At 45.2% G+C, this 20,410-nt stretch carries 17 protein-coding genes; 16 read left to right on the forward strand and 1 reads right to left on the reverse strand.

All coding sequences use genetic code 11. The features are described from left to right. Window positions 1-48: 48 nt before the first annotated feature. Both ACTNCK_RS09145 and ACTNCK_RS09150 read left to right on the forward strand, forming a co-directional pair. Entirely contained in the window at window positions 49-1,248 is a 1,200-nt protein-coding gene (locus tag ACTNCK_RS09145) for an NUDIX domain-containing protein (protein WP_441082215.1), read from the forward strand. Window positions 1,249-1,343: 95 nt separating this feature from the next. After that, window positions 1,344-1,625 (forward strand): LysR family transcriptional regulator, encoded by a 282-nt coding sequence (locus ACTNCK_RS09150; protein WP_441082216.1) that lies wholly within the window; start codon window positions 1,344-1,346, stop codon window positions 1,623-1,625. Here the strand turns inward: ACTNCK_RS09150 and ACTNCK_RS09155 are convergent. After that, window positions 1,613-2,152 (reverse strand): histidine phosphatase family protein, encoded by a 540-nt coding sequence (locus ACTNCK_RS09155; RefSeq protein WP_441082217.1) that lies wholly within the window; start codon window positions 2,150-2,152, stop codon window positions 1,613-1,615. The genes ACTNCK_RS09150 and ACTNCK_RS09155 overlap by 13 nt on opposite strands. 157 nt (window positions 2,153-2,309) lie before the next feature. Between ACTNCK_RS09155 and lon the strand changes: the two genes are divergently transcribed. The 14 genes from lon to ACTNCK_RS09225 all read left to right on the forward strand — a co-directional run bounded on the left by lon (window position 2,310) and on the right by ACTNCK_RS09225 (window position 20,397). After that, complete coding sequence (gene lon, locus ACTNCK_RS09160) at window positions 2,310-4,616, forward strand: endopeptidase La (protein ID WP_441082218.1); 2,307 nt, start codon at window positions 2,310-2,312, stop codon at window positions 4,614-4,616. 43 nt (window positions 4,617-4,659) lie between these two features. Further along, complete coding sequence (locus ACTNCK_RS09165) at window positions 4,660-6,024, forward strand: sugar transferase (protein WP_441082219.1); 1,365 nt, start codon at window positions 4,660-4,662, stop codon at window positions 6,022-6,024. Further along, complete coding sequence (locus tag ACTNCK_RS09170) at window positions 6,021-6,848, forward strand: hypothetical protein (RefSeq protein ID WP_441082220.1); 828 nt, start codon at window positions 6,021-6,023, stop codon at window positions 6,846-6,848. The genes ACTNCK_RS09165 and ACTNCK_RS09170 overlap by 4 nt, the downstream gene beginning before the upstream one ends. Before the next feature lie 40 nt (window positions 6,849-6,888). Further along, entirely contained in the window at window positions 6,889-8,700 is a 1,812-nt protein-coding gene (locus tag ACTNCK_RS09175) for an O-antigen ligase family protein (RefSeq protein WP_441082221.1), read from the forward strand. Further along, entirely contained in the window at window positions 8,697-9,614 is a 918-nt protein-coding gene (locus ACTNCK_RS09180; RefSeq protein ID WP_441082222.1) for a glycosyltransferase family 2 protein, read from the forward strand. The genes ACTNCK_RS09175 and ACTNCK_RS09180 overlap by 4 nt, the downstream gene beginning before the upstream one ends. Window positions 9,615-9,630: 16 nt before the next feature. Beyond that, a complete protein-coding gene (locus tag ACTNCK_RS09185; RefSeq protein ID WP_441082223.1) occupies window positions 9,631-11,127 on the forward strand; it encodes a sensor histidine kinase in 1,497 nt (498 codons plus the stop codon). Next, window positions 11,105-11,800: a response regulator transcription factor gene (locus ACTNCK_RS09190; RefSeq protein WP_441082225.1), complete on the forward strand. Its 696-nt coding sequence runs from the start codon at window positions 11,105-11,107 to the stop codon at window positions 11,798-11,800. Before ACTNCK_RS09185 ends, ACTNCK_RS09190 begins: the two co-directional genes overlap by 23 nt. Continuing rightward, the gene (locus ACTNCK_RS09195) at window positions 11,797-12,915 is read left to right on the forward strand and encodes an ABC transporter ATP-binding protein (RefSeq protein ID WP_441082226.1); all 1,119 of its coding nucleotides are present in this window, start codon (window positions 11,797-11,799) and stop codon (window positions 12,913-12,915) included. Before ACTNCK_RS09190 ends, ACTNCK_RS09195 begins: the two co-directional genes overlap by 4 nt. Next, window positions 12,915-13,688 (forward strand): ABC transporter permease, encoded by a 774-nt coding sequence (locus ACTNCK_RS09200; RefSeq protein ID WP_441082227.1) that lies wholly within the window; start codon window positions 12,915-12,917, stop codon window positions 13,686-13,688. Before ACTNCK_RS09195 ends, ACTNCK_RS09200 begins: the two co-directional genes overlap by 1 nt. 147 nt (window positions 13,689-13,835) lie before the next feature. Beyond that, complete coding sequence (locus tag ACTNCK_RS09205) at window positions 13,836-16,172, forward strand: YfhO family protein (protein WP_441082228.1); 2,337 nt, start codon at window positions 13,836-13,838, stop codon at window positions 16,170-16,172. After that, window positions 16,169-17,299 (forward strand): dTDP-4-amino-4,6-dideoxygalactose transaminase, encoded by a 1,131-nt coding sequence (rffA, locus tag ACTNCK_RS09210; protein WP_441082229.1) that lies wholly within the window; start codon window positions 16,169-16,171, stop codon window positions 17,297-17,299. Before ACTNCK_RS09205 ends, rffA begins: the two co-directional genes overlap by 4 nt. Next, window positions 17,296-18,297, forward strand: coding sequence for an NAD-dependent epimerase/dehydratase family protein (locus tag ACTNCK_RS09215; protein ID WP_441082230.1), 1,002 nt, complete (start codon window positions 17,296-17,298; stop codon window positions 18,295-18,297). Before rffA ends, ACTNCK_RS09215 begins: the two co-directional genes overlap by 4 nt. Beyond that, on the forward strand, window positions 18,294-19,235 hold the full coding sequence (locus ACTNCK_RS09220) for a glycosyltransferase family 2 protein (RefSeq protein ID WP_441082231.1): 942 nt from the start codon (window positions 18,294-18,296) through the stop codon (window positions 19,233-19,235). The genes ACTNCK_RS09215 and ACTNCK_RS09220 overlap by 4 nt, the downstream gene beginning before the upstream one ends. Further along, entirely contained in the window at window positions 19,228-20,397 is a 1,170-nt protein-coding gene (locus ACTNCK_RS09225; RefSeq protein ID WP_441082232.1) for an ATP-grasp domain-containing protein, read from the forward strand. Before ACTNCK_RS09220 ends, ACTNCK_RS09225 begins: the two co-directional genes overlap by 8 nt. Window positions 20,398-20,410 lie beyond the last annotated feature (13 nt).

Here is a 20,410-nt window from a genome sequence, read left to right on the forward strand (position 1 = left end):
GTTTTCAATTAACATATAACTATTATGACTTTTTCAGGAGGTAAACAGATGTCTCGAATCACAGATCCGGAGGGACCATTTGCGTCTACTATGACAAAGGTCGCGAATCTGGCACTTATAAATATCTGGTTCATAATCTGCTCGCTTCCGGTCTTTACTATAGGGGCAGCCTTTACAGCTCTTATGGATATAGCCTGGAAGATGACGCTGGGAACCGAGGGCACGGCGATTACCAAAGCTTATTTCAGATCCTTTAAGGATAATTTCAGGAAGAGCACAGCTATATGGCTGATCCAGATCCCGCTGTTTCTGATACTTGCAGCTGATTTTTTTATAGGGATCAGATCCGGCCTGAAGGGCGGCATGACAGTGGCTTTCTTTGCCATTTTCCTTATAGGGCTTATGATAGTCCTGTTTACGACCTGGTATTCGCTTACAATGCAGGCCATTTTTGACAATACAGTCGGCAATATGATAAAGAACGGACTGATGATAAGCTTTGCCAGATTCCCATATACCCTGGGAATAGCGGTATGCCTGCTTTCGCCGGGGATACTTCTTCTTATGTCACCGAGGAGAGCCTATTTCTTTCTGCCGCTCCTTGCTATAATATGGTTCGGCGCAGCAGCATACGGAGCAGCATTTATTTTCAGAAAGGCCCTTATGCCATTCCTTCCGGAGGGATATGGCGATGAGATAGAGGAAAAGGAGGATGACGACATGGAAGAGGCGCTTTCACGTCTGGATGAGATCTGGGATATATATGACAAGGACAAAAGGCCTACAGGGCGGACTATGAAAAGAAACGACTGGAATATGGCCGACGGAGATTATCATCTGAGCGTGCTTGGAGTCCTTGTAAGGCCTGACGGGAAGTATCTGATCACAAAGAGAAAGATGGACAAGGAATGGGCGCCCGGCTCCTACGAGGTACCGGGAGGCGGAGTGAGAGCCGGAGAGAGCTCTGCTTGCGCAGTAAGGAGAGAGGTGCTTGAGGAGACAGGAATAGATGTGAAAAATGCGCTGGACGGAGGCTTTGCCTTTGATTACAGACGTGATAATCCTGAGGAGAAGAACAACTATTTCGTAGATGTCTACAAGTACACTATCGAGATGGAGGACAAGGATATCCATCTTCAGGAGGATGAGACAGAAGGATATATGTTTGCGGACTCAGAGGAGATCGGTAAGCTTGGAGAAGAAGGCAAGTTTCTTCATTATGGTAGCATAAAAAAAGCGTTACAATAAATTGGATAAATGCATTAAAAATATTGACAAAATCGGCTGGATATGTAAAAATAACCTTGGAAATATAGTATTAAAAGCTGGAAGGAGAGCAAAGCTTGCTGTTAAAACAGATAGACTATTTTCTGGCAGTGGTAAATGCGAAGAGCTTTACGGCAGCCGCAAGGGATTGCGGAGTATCGCAGTCGGCTATCTCTCAGCAGATCGGCCTTCTCGAGAAGAATCTCGGAGTCAGATTGCTTGAGAGACACAACCGGACATTTACACTGACGGAAGCTGGTGAATATTTTTACAAGGAATCGACAAAGATCAGCAGATCAGTAGCAAAAATGATGAAGGAAACCGAAAGGATAGGAAAGAGCGAGGATCAGAGACGATAGATCCTTATCTCGCAGTTCTTAGGCTTTGGATTCCACATCAGCTCGTTTCTTTTGTGGCCGAGGATTCCTGAGAGGACGCGCATGATGCCGCCGTGACAGGAAATAAGTACATTTTGATAGGACGTCTGAGAGAGCTCATCCAGAAAGGAATGGGCTCTTTTTTTCATGTCATGGATGGTCTCTACTGTAGATGGAGCAGGGAAAATGGTAGGAAGGAGCCAGAAGGAGAGCATCCTTGGGCCTAAGGCCCAGTATTTGCGATTCTCATATCTTCCGAAATCCACTTCTATCAGGCGGGGGTCCTTTTTTATTTCCTTTTTGTCAAGGCCGCTCATAAGTGAAGCGGTCTCTATGGCGCGGCGAAGGGGACTGGAAAAGACAGCGTCAAAGCTTATTCCGCTAAGCCTTCTGGCGGCATCAAGAGCCTGCTGCCTGCCATGGGCATTAAGCGGAGCATCGGTACGCCCCTGCATGAGGTGGGCCTTGTTCAGATCGGTCTGTCCGTGTCGGGTGAGGTAGATTGTCATGTTAAAACTCCTTTCCGGAATATTATCCCACTACTTGACATATTATGCAATTGGTGTTATACTTCGTACACAATTTAATTAGCACTCTATGTAGATGAGTGCTACCAATATAAAGAAGCCAGTAACTGTTAACCCGATACAGGCGAAGGAGGACAAAATGACAGTACTACCACTATATAATGTAATGCTGATTCCTGAGACCAATCTCTACATTCAGACAGAGGCCTTCCGCAATATGGCAGGCAAGGAGCCTGAGGCTCAGGAGAGACTGATCCTTGCAGCACTTAAGGAGCCGAAGAATAGAGCGGATATCACAGAGACAGACCTCTATCCGATCGGAGTCTCCGGTATCATCACGGAGGTGAATGAGAACGGCTATGTAGCCATCCGGACCAAGAAGAGGGCAGATATCTCCGATATCACTATCCTTGCAGATCATACCATTAGTGTAAACGCTACAAGGCGCGAGGATACACCCGGAGAGGAGAGCGACCCTGAGGCTGAGAGAGCCAGACTCGACAAGCTGAAGCAGGCTTTGGTCTCCTACTTCAATAATTCCCAGTGGGCCAATATGAGCCGGGGATATATAGCCCAGTTCTCTTCTATAGGCGAGATAGCGGCAGCGATGAGCCCGTGGCTTTTCAACTCCGCAGACGACAGATACAAGATCCTTGAGGAGGATTCAAAGGCAAAGAGGACAGAGCTCCTGGAAAAGATGATCTATGAGAACATAGAGATGAGCAATATAGGCCAGGAGGCAGCCAGCGCCCAGGAGGCAGACTATCAGAAGATATACAGGGAGTCAGCTCTTAAGAAGCAGATAGATTACCTGCAGAAGGAACTTGACGATATGCATCCTGAGAATGTCTCGGATATCAGGAAGTTCGAGATAGCCCTTAAGGACAACGGGATGAATGAGGATGCCAGGAAGGAGGCCGGGAAGGTCCTTGGCAGACTCAAGCAGGAGGGAAAGAATTCTCCTGAATACGGTATGCTCTATGACTATCTCGACTTTGTCACAAGCCTGTCATGGAAGAAGGAAGAGCCGAAGGATATAGATCTGAAGCAGGCCAGAGCGGTTCTAGATGAGGATCATTACGGCCTTAAGAAGGTAAAGGACAGGATAATCCAGCAGATAGCTGTCATGAACTTAAAGAAGCAGCAGGCCGGATCGATCCTTCTCTTTGTAGGAGCACCCGGAACAGGCAAGACCTCGATCGGAAAGAGCATAGCCCGTGCCCTTGGAAGGAAGTATGTAAGGGTAGCCTTAGGCGGAGTCAGGGACGAGGCAGAGATCAGAGGCCACAGACGTACCTATATAGGAGCCATGCCAGGCCGTATAATGGATGGCATCCATAAGGCAGGAGTTTCAAATCCGGTCATGGTACTTGATGAGATCGACAAGCTTCAGGATTCCTACAACGGCGATCCGGCAGCGGCCCTGCTTGAGGTGCTTGATCCCGAGCAGAATAACAGCTTCACAGACCACTATATGAATGTGCCATATGATCTGTCGGACGTCCTTTTTATCTGCACGGCCAATACACTCGATACTATACCGGCACCTCTTCTGAACAGGATGGAGGTCATAGAGTTCCAGGGCTATACTCCTACAGAGAAGGAACATATAGCTAAGGATCATCTGATCCCAAAGGCCTTCGAGAAGAACGGAATCCCTAAGGGAGTGCTTTCTATAGACGATGAGGCGCTTGATACCATTATCTCCGACTATACGATGGAGGGCGGGGTCAGAGGTCTGAAGAAGAGGATAGATACCCTCTGCCGTATAGCAGCGGTCAAGATAGCATCAGGAGAGGAAAAGGTGGATGTCCATAAGGATGAGCTCCGCGATTATCTTGATATGCATCCTCTCCACCGGGAAAAGGTCAAGAAGGAAAGCAGACCTGGAATCATTACAGGACTTGCCTGGACCCAGGTCGGAGGAACCATCCTCTATATAGAGACCCTGATGACCAAGGGAAGCGGAAAGCTCACAATTACCGGGCAGCTGGGTGATGTGATGAAGGAGTCGGCTACTATAGCCCTTTCACTTGTAAAGGCAATGTATCCGTCAAAGATCAAGCTTCTGGAAAAGAGTGATATCCATATTCATGTACCTGACGGCTCTACGCCAAAGGACGGACCTTCTGCAGGAATCACTCTTACTACAGCACTCTCATCACTTGTGACAGGTACAGCAGTCACACCGGAGGTGGCCATGACAGGTGAGGTATCCCTGAATGGCTCTGTAAATCCTATCGGAGGCCTGCCGGAGAAGCTTATGGCGGCTCAGAGAGCAGGAGTAAAGCACGTATTCATCCCTGAGGAAAATATGGATGACCTGCGTGACGTGGCAGAGGAGGTAAAGAATGCGCTGGAGATCACTCCTGTAAAACAGGTGACAGATGTCCTTGGAGCTCTTTCCATACCGGTCGAGAACCCTTCCCTGTCAAATAACAAGTAACAGGTGATTGAAATAATCAGGAAATTATACTATAATTAATGTCATGAGAATTGACATTGCCAGGCGGTCAGAGGAAAAGGACCTGATAAGAAGGCTCGAGGGCATAGCCGAGGTCCTGATCCTGACCGTACTTTATTTTTATATATGGAAAAGCCGCTACAGTGTGATGTATGTCCGTACCTTCTACGGCAGGGGCCGCGTGCTTCTGATGGGCATATATTTCATCATCATGTACGTGATAATGGCACTTACAGAGGGACTGCGCTTCGGGAATCTGAAGCTCTTTGATATAGTAGTCTCCCAGTGGGTGTCTGTTTTTGTTACAAATTTCATCACATTCTGGCAGATATGTCTGATCTTAAATACCATGTCGGATCCTAAGCCCATGCTGCTGCTTACTCTCTATGATCTTGCTATCACAGTGGCTCTGCCTTTTTTCTTTACCTGGCTTTATCATCTGACATATGTACCTCGCAATATGGTCCTTATCTACGGGAAGAGAAACGGTGAGAATCTCCGATTCAAGATACTGGAGAGACCAGACAAGTATGCAATCACGAAGACTATCAGTGCCTCGCTTCCATTCGATCAGATAAAGAGGGAGATCCTTTTCCATGATGCAGTGATAATAAATGACGTGCCGGCGGAAATCAGAAATGATATACTGAAATTCTGTTATCAGAATGACGTCAGGACATATATAGTACCTAAGATATCAGATGTGATAATAGGCGGAGCATCAAACATCAACCTGTTTGACACTCCGCTCCTTCTGGTGCGTGGAAGGGGATTATCGGTTGGACAGAGGTCCGTAAAGAGATTCTTTGATATAGTTCTGTCGGCTATCGCGATAGTAATCCTTTCGCCGGTCTTTCTTATAGTAGCCATACTGATAAAGGCTGAGGACGGGGGAAGTGTATTTTTCCTGCAGAAGAGGGTTACAAAGGATGGGAAACTGTTTACTATCTACAAGTTCCGCAGCATGAGGACAGACGCTGAGAAAAATGGCGCCAGGTTTACAGTAGATGACGACCCCAGGATCACCAGGACAGGCAGGTGGATAAGAAGGACAAGGATAGATGAGCTGCCCCAGCTTTTTAATATACTTAAGGGAGACATGAGCATAGTAGGACCAAGGCCGGAGCGGATAGAGAATTATCAGATGTATGAGAAGGAAATACCTGAATTCGGTTTCAGGACCAAGGTGAAGGCAGGACTTACCGGCTATGCCCAGGTATACGGCAAGTACAATACAACGGCTTATGACAAGCTGAGACTTGACCTTATGTATGTGGAGAATTATTCCTTTATTCTGGATATAAAGCTTGTCCTTATGACCATAAGGACTCTTTTCCAGAAGGAAAGCACAGAGGGCTTTACAGACAGCAGGCGGGGAGGAAGTCAATGATCACGGCCTCAGTCGTTCTTTTCCATACTAAACAGACTCTTATAGATACGATAATAGAAAGCTATGGCCCGGCAGAGGACAGGCTGCTTTTTCTTGTGGATAATTCACCAGAGGAGGGGGCTGATCAGGGATTTGGGGAAAGCAGCAGGCCATACGTATATATCCACCATACAGGCAGGAACACAGGCTATGGCAGCGGACATAATATAGCCATAAGGGAGGCAGTGAGACTTGGAAGCAGCTACCATGTAGTGCTGAATCCTGACCTGTCGTTTTCGCCTCAGGTCATTGATGCTCTGGCCTCCTATGCGACAGATCACAGCGATGTAGTCTATATGCTGCCAGAAGTAATCGATCAGAATGGAGAACTCCAGCATCTGTGCAAGCTGCTGCCAAGGCCATCTGACCTTATCCTGCGAAGGTTCTTCCCGCATCTTCCTGGCGCAAGGAAGAAAAATGACAGATATGTCCTTTTAGACAAGGATTATGATAAGATTATGAATCCCCCATGTCTTTCGGGCTGCTTTATGTTTCTTAGGGTTGAGACAATAAAGAAATACAGCCTCTTTTTTGACCAGAGATTCTTTATGTACTGTGAGGACTTCGATCTGATCCGCCGTCTTCACAGGGTCGGAAAGACCATCTATTATCCTCTGGTGACTATTACCCATATCCACGAGAGAGGCTCCTATCATTCGATCCGTATGCTCTGTCATCATCTGGCTAGTGCGATCAGGTACTTCAACAAATACGGCTGGATAAGGGATCCTGAGCGGGATAGGATGAATGAAGAAATAACTGGTCAGGGGATGGAAAATCCTTAGGAATGTGTTATACTATAGGGGTTTTTAGAAAGGATTAATTATGTCATCCAAAACGATCAAGGACAATAAAAGGAAATACAGGGAAGAGGCATCGGCAGGGATAATACTGTCAGTGATTGCAGCGGGTATCATTCCACTTATAATGAGGACCTATACCTACGATTCCCACCTTTCAGACTATCAGTGGTTCTCTACAGACGGGACTGTAGTCGATATCTTTCTGGCTGCCAAGTCATTTGTTATAATCGCAGTCGGGATCCTTATGGCCATAGTGCTTATCTATAAGGCAGCAAACTATGACAAGCTGCCAAAGTCAAGACTATTCATTGTAATGGCTGCCTATGGAGCAATGGTACTGATTAGCGGACTTGCTTCAAAATGGAAGGGCTTCGCCTTTGGCGGCTCCTATGAGATGTTCGAGTCGGTCCTTGTGATCCTCTGCTATCTGATGTTTGCCTACTACACATGTGCGGTCACAGAGAACAGGACGACACTTCTGGCCTTTCTCAAATGGACCGGGATCTTCGTACTCGTTCTTATGCTTATAGGAGTATTCCAGGGCTTCGGAGCGGATCTGTTTGCGACAAAGTTCGGAAAAGTGCTCTTTTCAGGCCCGTCATACTGGAGCAATCTTGACAGCCTTGTGATCAGGATGCCAAAGGGCACCTCCTATTCGACTCTCTACAACCCGAACTTCTTCTCACTTTACCTGGGACTTATCCTTCCGCTATCTGTAGCATCCTTCTTTGCGATAAAGAAGAGAACCGCAAGGATACTCTCGGCAGCCCTGGCAGCATGCTCAGTTATCCTGCTTTTTACAGATATATCTATCACAGGAGTGATGTGCCTTGTGATATCCGGCATCATCACTCTGCTGGTCGTGCTGTCGAGGAAGAGAAAGCTGTTTATAGCAGCATGTTCGGCACTTGCTGCAGTGATCCTTGTCGGGATAATACTTAGTCTGACGGTTTCTCCGGTAAAAAGCCTGGCCCAAAGGATGCTTACCGCTGATCCTACCCCTCTTACAGCAGGGACCTTAAAGGACATAGAGACCAATAAGAATGATGTGACTCTTGACATGAAGGATGGCAGCAAATGCAGGATAGTATTCAGCTTTGACAATAGCGGACAGCTCAATGTGACGGCAGAGGGAGACGACGGAAGCAAATACGACTGCCAGTGGGATGGAAGCGCGGTACAGATAAACGACGGGGATGAAAATCTGGCTTCGGTGGTCCCGAAGAATACAGAAGATGGAACTCCATATGTGGCCATAAATACAAGCGGCCGTGAATTCTGGTTCATACAGACTGAGGAGGGGTACGGGTACATAACAGGCGCCGGTAAGGTCGTAAAGCTTAATAACCATATAAGGACGGCAGGCCTTTTTCCGGAGGATTTCTTCAGTAACAGAGGTATCATCTGGAACCGGACCATACCGCTTCTCGGCAGGCATATCCTGATCGGAAGCGGATCAAACACCTTCCTTATGGACTATCCACAGGACAATTATATAATGAAGGACCTGCTTATAGAATCAGAGACCACATCAGTAGATGTTAAGCCGCATAATCTTTTCCTCCAGCAGTGGGTTGAAAACGGACTTCTGGCTCTGATATTCTATCTGGTAGTGGTAATCGGATATATGGTCCAGACAGCCGGCTTGATCAGGAAAAACGATATAAAGGAACCGCTTGTTATCATCTCGATCGGTATCTTTGCGGGAATCTGTGCCCATACAGCTGCCGGAATAGCAAACGATTCAAATGTCTGCACATCTCCTGTGATGTGGATACTGCTGGGACTTGGCTTTGCAGTAAATAATCTGATAAGGAAAGCGCAGAAAAGTTGAAGCTCCAGATCCTTCTTGCGACACGCAACGGGGAAAAGTTCATAGGGACCCAGCTCGATTCTCTGATCGCCCAGCAGCACAGGAGAGAGGATATCATAGAGATCCTGATCTCGGATGACGGATCGACTGATTCCACAATAGAGAGGATCAGGGAATATCAAAGCAGATACCCATCTATGATACGGATCCTGCCCCAGAGGAGATCAGGCTCTGCGGCAGCAAATTTCATAAGGCTTGCGGCAAGCTCTGATGGCGATCTGGTATTTTTCTGTGATCAGGATGATTACTGGATGCCTGATAAGGTGCAGAGGATGGCAGAGGCCTTTACCGATGAGGATATGCCCCAGCTCGTATATTCTGATGCATATATAGCAGATCAGGACCTGAAGATCATCCCGTGCCGGGATGATCGGCTTCAGACAAGAGTCAGAGGTAGCCTTACCCTTGAGAAGCTTCTGGTTCAGAACTATATAATGGGATGTACGATCGCGGTGAACAGGCCTCTTGTAAACGGAGTGTGCCGTGATGAGTATCCTGGAATGCAGATGCATGACTGGTGGCTTGCGATTTATGCGGCATCATTCGGAAGCATAAGGCATCTTCCGATAAAGCTTATGAAATACAGGCAGCATGGTGACAATGCGGTCGGCGCCAGGGACTTAGGAAGCATGTCCTATATCTTCTCGCATCTTGACATGAGACGGCTTCGCGAAAGCTGCGGCAGGCTTATTGATCAGGCAACAGGCTTTTATGGATGCTATGGAGATGCTATGACACCAGCTGTGGAAAGGGTCTTTATGGACTTTATCGATCTCAGGAAGAGCAATAAGCTTAGGCGTATCTGTACTCAGATACGAGGCGGCTATCTGAAAAGCACTCTTCCAAGGGTAATAGGACAGCTATTGTATATGTGATAAGTGAGAGGATCAGATGAGATTAAAGACGAGACTATTTATGAGCTTTCTGCTGATAGTGATCCTTCCGATTCTGCTGGCCTTTGTCCTTTATTTCCTTATCGCCTCAGGGAGGGTGAACGGGAACGAGGAGACAAGCCCGCTGTATTTTACAAATACGATCGATACTCTGATAAACGATACGGACCCGGAGGTGCAGGAGCTGAAGCATTGGTCGAAAGCCTTTCCGGACAGGTTCTTAAAGACGGATATACTTAAGGAGATAAACTCAAGCTTAAGTAGCGCCAATTCCTTTCTCGTCGTAAAGCAGGGGACCAGGGTAGTTTTCGACGGAGCTCCGGACGGCATGCATCCCAGATACTCCAGGCTTCCTGTATACGGCAAGCTGTCCGAGTCTGATGTGATGGTGGTAAAGCTTGAGAACCAGTCGGCAATGCTTCGCGAGGTTGATTTCGGAGATTATAAGGACAGATATCATGGCCAGGCCTTTGTCATCACGCCTACCGGGACAGTGATCCCTGGAGCCGGAAAGATACTTATCACCTATGTGCTCTGGATGGCGCTTATACTTCTGATCACGGCTTTTGTTATAGTGACCTTGCTTTACAACAGCATCATCAGGAAGGTAAGACGGATGCAGGAGGCTACGGAGAATATCCGGAACGGCAATCTGGACTTCACGCTGAAGGTCAAGGGAAAGGACGAGATCTCAGAGCTTGCCGGAAGCATAGAAAGGATGAAGAATCATCTGAGAGCCGATGCGATGCAGAAGCTTGAGACGGAGGATGCACAGAGGAAGTTTCTTAGCAATATCACCCACGATCTGAAGACTCCCCTGACCTCAGTCATAGGATATTCCGAGGGACTTATCGACGGGATAGCACCTACGCCTGACAAGCAGATGAAGTATCTGACGATCATCCACAATAAGGCAAGTGAGATGAATGATCTGTTAAACGAGCTGTCGGTCTTTACAAAGATAGATACGGACTCTATCCCTTATAATTTCTCAAGGGTGAATGCGAGGGGATTTTTCGATGAATTCGCCGAGGAAAACGAGGTGGAATTTGACAGTCAGGATGCTATCTTTCTTTACCAGTGTGACCTGCCGGATGGCTGTGAGATAATGATAGATACATCACAGATAAAAAGGGTACTTCACAATCTGGTATCAAATGCTGTAAAATACAGGAGAGATGGAATCAGACTAAAGGTCATGCTAAGGGTATCTGATGCAGGAGAATTCATACAGGCAGAGATCGCGGACAACGGACGCGGGATCAGTCAGGATGACCTGCCTCATATCTTTGAGCGTCTGTTTCGGGCCGACAAGGCCAGAAATACCCAGATCAAGGGCAGCGGCATAGGCCTGTCGATCGTCAAGAAGATAATAAGCGATCATGGGGGCCAGGTCTGGGCGACCAGTATAGAAGGAACCGGAAGTAAGTTTTATTTTCTGCTGAAAAAATGCAGTGACAAGGAGGAGCCGGATGAGCAGGATTCTGATAATTGAGGATGAACAGGCAATAGCTGAGCTTGAGAAGGACTATCTCGAGCTTTCAGGATACACAGCCCTGATCGAAAACAACGGGACCAAGGGACTGGAGAAGGCTATGGATGAGGAGTTCGATCTCTACATCATAGACATAATGCTTCCCGGGACCGATGGCTTTGAGATATGCAGACAGATCAGGACGGAGAAGAATACCCCTATAATAATAGTGTCAGCCAGAAAGGATGATATAGACAAGGTAAAGGGCTTAGGCTTCGGAGCGGATGACTATATCACCAAGCCATTTTCACCAAGTGAGCTTGTAGCAAGAGTTAAGGCCCATCTGGCTCAGTATGACAGACTCGTCACGGCAGCGAACGCCACAGCCAACGACGATATCATAAGGATCAGGGGCTTAAGGATTGATGACACATCACATCAGGTATGGGTCGATGGAGTAGAGAAGAATCTTACCACGAAGGAATATGAGCTTCTGCTCTTTTTCGCCAGACATCCGGGACAGGTATTCACTAAGGAGGAGATCTTCCAGAAGATCTGGGATCAGGATTCAGTCGGCGATATAGCTACGGTCACGGTTCATGTAAAGAAGATCCGTGAAAAGATAGAGATCAATAAGGACAGACCGCAGTATATTGAGACGGTCTGGGGTGTCGGATACAGGATGAAGGTATGACAAACAGCGATAATGCGATCGAGGTCAGAAACCTGACAAAGGAGTTTCGCATCAGCCGTGACGGGGCAAAGACTCTGAAGGACTTTCTGGTAAGGCGTCATACAAGAGCCCAGAAGCATCTGGTGCTAAAGGATATAAGCCTTGATATCAGAAAGGGCGAGACTGTCGGCCTGATAGGTGTAAACGGAAGCGGCAAGTCAACGCTTCTTAAGCTTATGACACAGATCATATATCCGACAAGCGGGACAGTCGAGACAGCCGGCAGGGTGACGTCTCTTCTGGAGCTTGGAGCCGGCTTCCATCCCGATTTCACCGGCCGGGAAAATATCTACTTCAATGCATCGATATTTGGCATGACCAGAAAGCAGATTGACAGCAGGGTAGATAAGATAATCGAGTTCTCCGAGCTGGGAGATGCGATCGACGAGCCGATCAGGACATATTCCTCGGGAATGTATATGAGGCTGGCCTTTTCTGTAGCAATAAATGTAGATGCAGACATCCTGCTCATAGACGAGATCCTGGCAGTCGGAGACCAGCACTTTCAGGACAAGTGCTATGCCAAGCTTCTGGAGCTCAAGGATTCCGGAAAGACTATAGTCATAGTTTCACATGCCTTAGACCAGGTCAGAGCGCTCTGTACGAGAGCCGTTTGGATCTATAAGGGGACTCTCCGTCTCGACGGAGATCCAGCCTATGTGATAGAGGCCTATAAGAAGCAGTCAGCCATAGACCACAAGGAGGAGAAAAGAGTCGCCCATGAAAATGGCACGGAAAAGTACAAGGGAGTGGTATTTATCGACTATCCGGCGGATTTTTCACATGTCAGAAAGGGAGGCGAGCTAAGAATAAGCGGCTGGAGGATAGCTGACAGTGACAACTTTGATTTCACACTAAGCGTAAACGGAAAGAGGCTTACAGATATTTCTCTGGTTGAGCGGCCGGATGTGCTTTCCGTATACGAGGAGGAATACGCCGGATACATAGAGGACAGGGCGCCGGGTTTTTCGGCAGCCTTCACGCCGGATATGGCCGGAGAACTGTCGATAGAGGCACAGATAGTGATCGATGGGAAAAAGATAGCAGGGAAGCAGATAACAGTAACAGTAGAATAATGCTAAAAGAAATCTATAAATACAGGGAATTATTAAAGACTAATGTGAAAAAGGACATCAGGGGCCGCTACAAGGCCTCTGTTCTTGGCGTACTCTGGTCCTTTATCAATCCTCTGCTGCAGGTACTTGTCTATGCAATAGTATTCCCTTATCTGATGAAGGGATCAGCCGATCACTATGTGATCTATCTGGTCACAGGTATCATACCCTGGACCTTCTTTCAGACAGTAGTGAACCAGTCGACGACCTGCATCAAGTCCAATTCCGGTATCATAAAGAAGGTTTATTTTCCCAGGATCATCCTGCCACTCTCGGCCTTTTTCTCAGGACTTATAAACTTCTTTATCTCATGCATCATTATAGTAGTATTCTGTCTGGGCTTTGGGATAGGGATCTCTTGGCACCTGATATTCCTTCCTGTCATAGCAGTGACAGAGGGACTCTTCGGCCTTGGCCTTGGAACGATATTCGGCGCCATAGATGCCTATATCCAGGACACAGAGTATATAGTAAACTTCATCCTGATGATGGCCATGTACGGGGCACCTGTGATCTACGAGACCTCGATCTTCCCTGCGGGCTCCCGAATCGGTGCTTTGATTCAGATGAACCCGATGACCCATATAATGGATGCCTACCGCGATATCTTTATGGATCACGCTATACCGGACATGCCACGAATAGGGATCGTCTTCGCCGTCTCCCTTGTCCTCTGCATTGCCGCTGCAGCAATTTTCCAGAGGATGCAGAAGGGATTCGCAGAGCAGTTCTAGGAAGGATTCAGAAGATATACAGAAGGATGACAGGTACGAGGCAGCAATGACACAGCTCTTATCCGAACTGGCTTAGGGTCTCAGGCCGGAAGAGGATGAGGGCCTTGTGAGCGAGCATTTCAGGAAGCTAAGAGAAAAGGAAAACTGATGTCAAACCGGAATAAAAGATATTTGAAAACAACGGATATAAATAAGGCTGTCGTTCCTCCTCGGGCTGTATTAATGATCATGATGTTGGGTACAGCTTTATTAGTGTACTGTAAATATATTTTCGGAAATAGCTATTGGATTTTTTACGATATCGGATCTGATACATGGAATGAATATTTTCCGGCATTGACGATGCTTGCTGAAAAAATAAGATCAGGTGATCTTTCCACCTGGTGTATGAACTGGGGGACTGGTGTTGATCTTGCAAATAATCAGTCCATTATTTGCGACCCATTTAATATTCCACTTGTGATTTTATATCTGGTTGGTGGACGATGGGCCATGGCTTACGGATTGATCTATGTTCATATGGCCAAATGCCTGCTTACAGGTTATATTACATTTCTTTGGCTGTCAGAGTTTAAGCTTGACTGGAATGGGAGAGTTATAGGGGCTTATGTATGTGCATTTAATGGTTTTTTGGTTCTGTGGGGACAGCACTATTTTTTTGCTACGGCATGTGTTTTCATGATATTTGATATATATCTGATCGAAAAAACGATAAGAGATCAGAATAAATCTGTCTGGATGATAATATCGATTGCTATGACACTTGCTACAAGCCTGTATACAGCCTTCCCTATTGCACTGGCTTGCGTGGCATATCTGGTATTAAGGCTTTTATCACTTGTTAATGTATGGAATACGAAAAGAATAATAAGAAAGCTTGCAACGATCATTATTGATGTTATCGTAGCAGTACTGATCTCAGGTATTATTTCCTTACCCGCATACTATCAGCTTACAGAGGTAAGCTCCAGAATTGGCGGACAAATGTCAGTCCCTTTGTTTTTTGATCTGGCGACATTAGGAGGGATCTTTACAAGGTTCTTTTCAAATAACCTTCTTGGAATAGCAAATAATTATATAGGGCCACTGAATTATTATGAATTAAGTCAGCTTTTTTTCTCGTGTCTTGGACCGTCCATGCTGATCATTTTCTTTGTGGAAAAAATACATCGAGATGAGAAAAGGTGGCTTTATCTGATATTGGCTATTATCGCAGGAATGATGATGCTGATGCCATTAGGAGGAGCAATCTGTAATAAATTTGTTACAACAGCTACCAGATATAGTTATGTATATATTCCATTAATGGCATATGCTATTGCGTGGTTTTTTTCAAATTTTAGAAGGCTGCATAAGGATACCCGCATAATAGTATTTTGCACTACAGTAGTATCTGCTATTATGTTATGCTTTATCTATATAAAGCATGTGAGAGCTAATACTCAGGATAGAAGCATACTTGATGTTTATCTGACAGTGATTGTAATATGCCTGTTAACTTTTGCTGTAATGATAATATCTGACTATAAGGAAAAGGGAAAAAACAGGTTTATAGCTTCAGCAGTGTTTTGCATTATAATCTTTAGTGTCATTGCGGATTCGGCAATAACAAGTCTAATAAGATTAAACATTACATCAGATAGCACATACACAAAGAATGTGGAGGATACGAGCCAGATACTCAGAAAGATAAGGACCGATGATAAAGAGCTGATTCGTATAGAAAAGACCTATGATGACAGTTTCTATAATGATGCTCTACTGGAAAATTATCTGGGGATATCATACTACAATACTACGTTTTCAAAATATGTACAGTCTTTTATGACAGAGGTATGGCCAAAAACAGTGAATGTGGGTGGTAATCCAGGGTATGTGACATTCAATGCTGATGCAGAGAACGGTGGAATGGCCTCTTTGTTTGGGATAAGATATGTTCTGTCAAAAGCTCCGGTTTCAGATTGCTATTCGCAAATAGAAAATTTGGCAGATGGTATTGGAGCGTACAAAAATGAAAACAGCATGGGACTTGGGAGGATCTATAAGAATGTAATGCGACAAAGTGATTTTGCTGAACTTACAGAAGTGCAAAGGCAGAAGGCACTGGAAACTTCATTAGTCCTACAGGATTTTGACTATGAATTAAATAGGATGAATACAGTTGAGACACAAACCGCTGTAAAGGTTTTTAAAGGGAAAAACAGCAGTCACATGATGATAAAGGCTGAATCATCAACACCTGGATATATTTTTGTCCCTGTGACCTGGGATAGGGGATGGAGGGCAAAAGTAAATGGACATCAGGTGAAACTGTACAGAGCTGATATTGGATTTCAGGCAATTAAGATACAATCAGGTAAGAATATTGTAAAACTTGATTACAAACAGCCTCTGCAGAGGGAAGGAATTATTGCTACGATATCTGGTTTACTTTGCATCATTGTGTTATTATATCTGAAAAGAAAAAGAGGTATATCATCATGATAAACTTTAACATCCCGCCATGCGTAGGTAGGGAAATAGATTATGTAAAGCAGGCCATTGATTCTCATAAAATCTGTGGCGACGGAGCGTTCACAAAGAAATGTAATGAGTGGCTTGAGAGCAGATTCAACGCAGAGAAAGTAATGCTTACTACCAGCGGGTCTACGGCTCTTGATATGGCCTTTGAGCTTTGTGAGCTGAAGCAGGGTGATGAGGTGATTCTTCCGAGCTATACCTTTTCGAGTACGGCCAATGCCGCGGTCCTTTGCGGCGCAAGGCTTGTCTTCGTGGATATCAGACCAGATACCATGAATATCGATGAGAAAAAGATCGAAGCAGCCATAACAGATAGGACAAAGGTCATCTGCTGTGTCCACTATGCCGGGGTAGCCTGTGAGATGGATACGATCATGGATATAGCAACCAGACATGGGCTCAAGGTCATAGAGGATGCAGCACAGGCAGTGACTAGTAAGTATAAGGGCAGATATCTGGGAACCATAGGAGATTTCGGATGCTATTCCTTTCACGAGACGAAGAATTTCTCTATGGGCGAGGGCGGAGCTCTTGTCATAAATAACAGGGAGTACAACGAAAAGGCAGAGATACTTCGTGAGAAGGGAACCAACCGTGCAAAATTCTTCAGAGGTCAGGTGGATAAATACACCTGGGTAGACTTCGGTGACAGTTACCTTCCGAGCGAGCTTAATGCGGCATATCTATGGGCTCAGTTGGAGTCGGCTGATAAAATAGAAAAAGATAGAATGGAGACATGGAATTACTATAATGAGCAGCTTCAGGATCTGGCAGCGTCAGGAAAGGTAGAGCTTCCATTTTTACCTGAGTACTGTGAGCATAATGCACATATGTATTATCTGAAGTGTAAGGATCTGCAGGAGAGAACGGCGCTGATATCTTACTGCAAAAAGAACGGAGTACAGCTGGTATTTCATTATGTACCGCTTCATTCAGCACCTGCAGGATATAAATTTGGCAGATTTAACGGGAATGACGAGTATACGACAAAGGAAAGTGAGAGACTTGTCAGACTGCCGATGTATTATGGACTTGTTCAGAGTGACAGAGAAAAAGTGGTACAGACTGTAAAGGACTTTTACATGAGATGAAAAAGAGGATAGTTATTTTTGGGGCGACCGGATACATTGGAGCGTATTTTACAGATTATTGTATAGATCATCTGCCAGATGACTATGAGGTTGTGGCATGTGCGCGTCGTGGAGTTGATTTTTACCAGAAAAAAGATGTGACAGCTGCGAAAGTAGATATATGCCGCCAGGAAGATTTTGAAAAACTCCCGACGGAAAATGTCTATGCAATAGTAAATCTGACAGGACTGTTGCCAGCATATATGAAAAAATACGATCCTTTCGCCTATGTGCAGACAAATATAACAGGAAGTCTCAGGATAATGGAGTATGCCAGAAAGGCTGGAGCAGACAGAGCTCTATATACCCAGACCTGGGCTGATCAGGCAGGTTACTGGGGAAGTACTGAAGTATTATCACCATCTCTTCCAAGAAAACTTCTGTTTACCGGAGACCATGCATTTTATGCTATAACCAAATGCACAGTGGTCGATACCATGGAATACTATAAGGAAGAATTCGGAATAAAGAATTTCGTATTCAGGCTTCCAAATGTCTACATGTATGCACCGGAATCGACATACTTTGTAGATGGGAGAGAGAAAAAAATCGGATACAGATATATGATAGAGGAAGCTGTCTCTGGTCATGATATAGAACTCTGGGGAAACCCTGATGCGTTTAAAGACATTCTCTATGTAAAAGATCTGTGCCAGATGATGTATAAGGCATTATTTGCAAATGTTAATGGTGGAACCTATAATGCGGGAACCGGGATCAGAACAACGCTTCGTGAACAGATAGAAGGAATGATAAGCGTTTTTGCACCTGAAGGTTCGCATCCTCAGATCCATGAAGTGCCAATGAATGATAGTTTCACGAGTTTTGTAATGGATATAGATAATGCCAGATCAGAACTCGGTTATGAGCCGGAATACACATATATCAGATACCTGGAAGACTACAAGAAGGAGAGAGAACTGAAACGTTTTGATGAATTATGGGCCGGAAAGAAATGAAGATATCAGTTGTTATACCTATGTATGGCTGTCCGGAAGCAATACCGGAGCTGCATAAAAGACTTACAGATGTACTGCATAAAATAGTTGGTGATGATTATGAAATCATAATGGTAAATGACAGCTGTCCTAAAGGATCATGGAATAATATCAAGAAAGTCTGTCAGAATGACAGCCATGTAGTTGGTATAGACTTATCCAGAAATTTCGGGCAGATACGAGCTATACTGGCTGGTCTTGACTATAGCACAGGGGACTGGGTTGTAGTGATGGACTGTGATCTGCAGGATGCGCCGGAGGAAATAGAACAACTGTATAATAAAGCACAGGAAGGGTATGATGTAGTATTTGCAAGACGCGCGCAGCGAAAAGATTCCGCGTTCAAAATTTTTGTCTCGGGACTTTTTTACAGACTATATTCCTGGGCAACAGATGTGAAGTATGATGAATCACTCGAAAATTTCTCCATATCCAGCAGAAAGGTCATAGACTCTTACTGCAGTATGAGAGAAATGCACAGAGCCTTTGTGATGTACATCCAGTGGATGGGATTTAAGAGGACATCTATAGTGGTGGAGCATCATGAGAGATATGCAGGTAAAAGTGGATACAACTTCAAAAAAAGAATGAACATGGCTACAGAGATCCTGACATCACAGTCAGATAAACTGCTGCGAGTTCTTTTCAGAGTTGGTATGGCAATGTCGCTGGCAGCATTTATAGCAGTGATTGTTATAGTGGTAAGACATTTTATAGTCCATTCACCGGCGGGCTGGGCGAGTATTGTGGCATCTATTTTCCTTATGGGCGGACTGTTATTGGCTGGACTTGGAATAGTAGGAATATATGTGGGAAACATATTTATGCAGGTAAAGAACAGACCGCTATACCTGATCGAAGATGTGCTGAATGGAAGAAAAGAGGATAAGGATGAGTAAGAAAAAACTAGCTATAATAGGAGCATCATACTTACAGGAGCCGCTTATAGAGAAGGCTGAAGAAATGGGCATAGAGACCCATGTATTTGCGTGGGAGGCGCATGATGTAGGAGAAGAGTCTGCAGATTTTTTTTATCCTATAAGTATTGTAGAAAAAGAACAGATAGCTGATAAATGCGCAGAAATAGGAGTAGATGGAATCTGCACTATAGCTACTGATCTGGGAGCAATAACTGTCAATTATGTTGCAAAGAAACTGGGACTCATAGGGAACTCTTCTTACTGTGCCAGGGTATCGACAAACAAGGAAGAGATGCGGGAATGCTTCAGAAGAAATAATGACCCGTCACCAAAGAGCATGGAAATGAAAGGCACTGATCTGTCAGATGATGAAATAGACCAGATGCTAAGTGATAATGAATTCAGTTACCCCGTTATAGTAAAGCCGACAGACAGATCCGGTAGCAGAGGAATAACGGAACTTTCTGATAAAAATGGTATTTCTGCTGCTGTAAAAGCTGCGGCAGAAGTAGGTTTTGAAAAGAAAGTTTTAATTGAAGAATTTGCCACAGGTCAGGAATACAGCGTTGAATACATTTCCTGGCAAGGTGAGCATCATTTCCTGGCGCTTACCCAGAAATATACGACAGGTTCTCCACACTTTATTGAGACAGGACACCTGGAACCAGCACCAGTGTCAGATGAAGTGCTTGAAAAAGTAAAGCAGGTGGTGGAGCATGCTCTTACGTCACTTGATATAAAGTACGGAGCCTCTCATTCGGAAATAAAGATCGCTGTCGATGGTACTATCAGAATAATTGAGATAGGCGGAAGGATGGGAGGAGATTTCATAGGAAGTTCCTTAGTCCAACTTTCTACAGGTGTCGATTTTGTCAAAGCGGTAATTCAGGTGGCACTTGGTGAAGAGCCGGATCTGAAACCATCCGAAAATACCAGCCCGGCTGGAGTAAGATTTGTCTTTTCTGATGATGATCTGACCATAATAGATCAAATGGAAAAGGACCCAGCGATAAAAATTGTTTATCGAGAAATCGATGACATTAGCGGAACAGTATCAGACAGCTCATCCAGGTTTGGGTGTGTGGTATTTATCGCTGATGATATTGGCCAGGTAATAAGGTATCTGCCGGAAAAAGGATAGCTAATGTTGAGGA

The organism is Candidatus Weimeria sp. HCP3S3_B5 (genome assembly GCF_052064335.1).
Lineage (GTDB): Bacteria > Bacillota > Clostridia > Lachnospirales > Lachnospiraceae > Weimeria.

Bases quoted from the DNA above. Each gene is read 5' to 3' on its own strand.
- ACTNCK_RS09225 (WP_441082232.1), top strand. From the start codon at position 19,228: ATGAGTAAGAAAAAACTAGCTATAATAGGAGCATCATACTTACAGGAG.
- ACTNCK_RS09185 (WP_441082223.1), top strand. From the start codon at position 9,631: ATGAGATTAAAGACGAGACTATTTATGAGCTTTCTGCTGATAGTGATC.
- lon (WP_441082218.1), top strand. From the start codon at position 2,310: ATGACAGTACTACCACTATATAATGTAATGCTGATTCCTGAGACCAAT.
- ACTNCK_RS09175 (WP_441082221.1), top strand. From the start codon at position 6,889: ATGTCATCCAAAACGATCAAGGACAATAAAAGGAAATACAGGGAAGAG.
- ACTNCK_RS09165 (WP_441082219.1), top strand. From the start codon at position 4,660: ATGAGAATTGACATTGCCAGGCGGTCAGAGGAAAAGGACCTGATAAGA.
- ACTNCK_RS09195 (WP_441082226.1), top strand. From the start codon at position 11,797: ATGACAAACAGCGATAATGCGATCGAGGTCAGAAACCTGACAAAGGAG.
- ACTNCK_RS09215 (WP_441082230.1), top strand. From the start codon at position 17,296: ATGAAAAAGAGGATAGTTATTTTTGGGGCGACCGGATACATTGGAGCG.
- rffA (WP_441082229.1), top strand. From the start codon at position 16,169: ATGATAAACTTTAACATCCCGCCATGCGTAGGTAGGGAAATAGATTAT.
- ACTNCK_RS09155 (WP_441082217.1), bottom strand. From the start codon at position 2,152: ATGACAATCTACCTCACCCGACACGGACAGACCGATCTGAACAAGGCC.
- ACTNCK_RS09190 (WP_441082225.1), top strand. From the start codon at position 11,105: ATGAGCAGGATTCTGATAATTGAGGATGAACAGGCAATAGCTGAGCTT.
- ACTNCK_RS09145 (WP_441082215.1), top strand. From the start codon at position 49: ATGTCTCGAATCACAGATCCGGAGGGACCATTTGCGTCTACTATGACA.
- ACTNCK_RS09205 (WP_441082228.1), top strand. From the start codon at position 13,836: ATGTCAAACCGGAATAAAAGATATTTGAAAACAACGGATATAAATAAG.
- ACTNCK_RS09220 (WP_441082231.1), top strand. From the start codon at position 18,294: ATGAAGATATCAGTTGTTATACCTATGTATGGCTGTCCGGAAGCAATA.
- ACTNCK_RS09170 (WP_441082220.1), top strand. From the start codon at position 6,021: ATGATCACGGCCTCAGTCGTTCTTTTCCATACTAAACAGACTCTTATA.
- ACTNCK_RS09200 (WP_441082227.1), top strand. From the start codon at position 12,915: ATGCTAAAAGAAATCTATAAATACAGGGAATTATTAAAGACTAATGTG.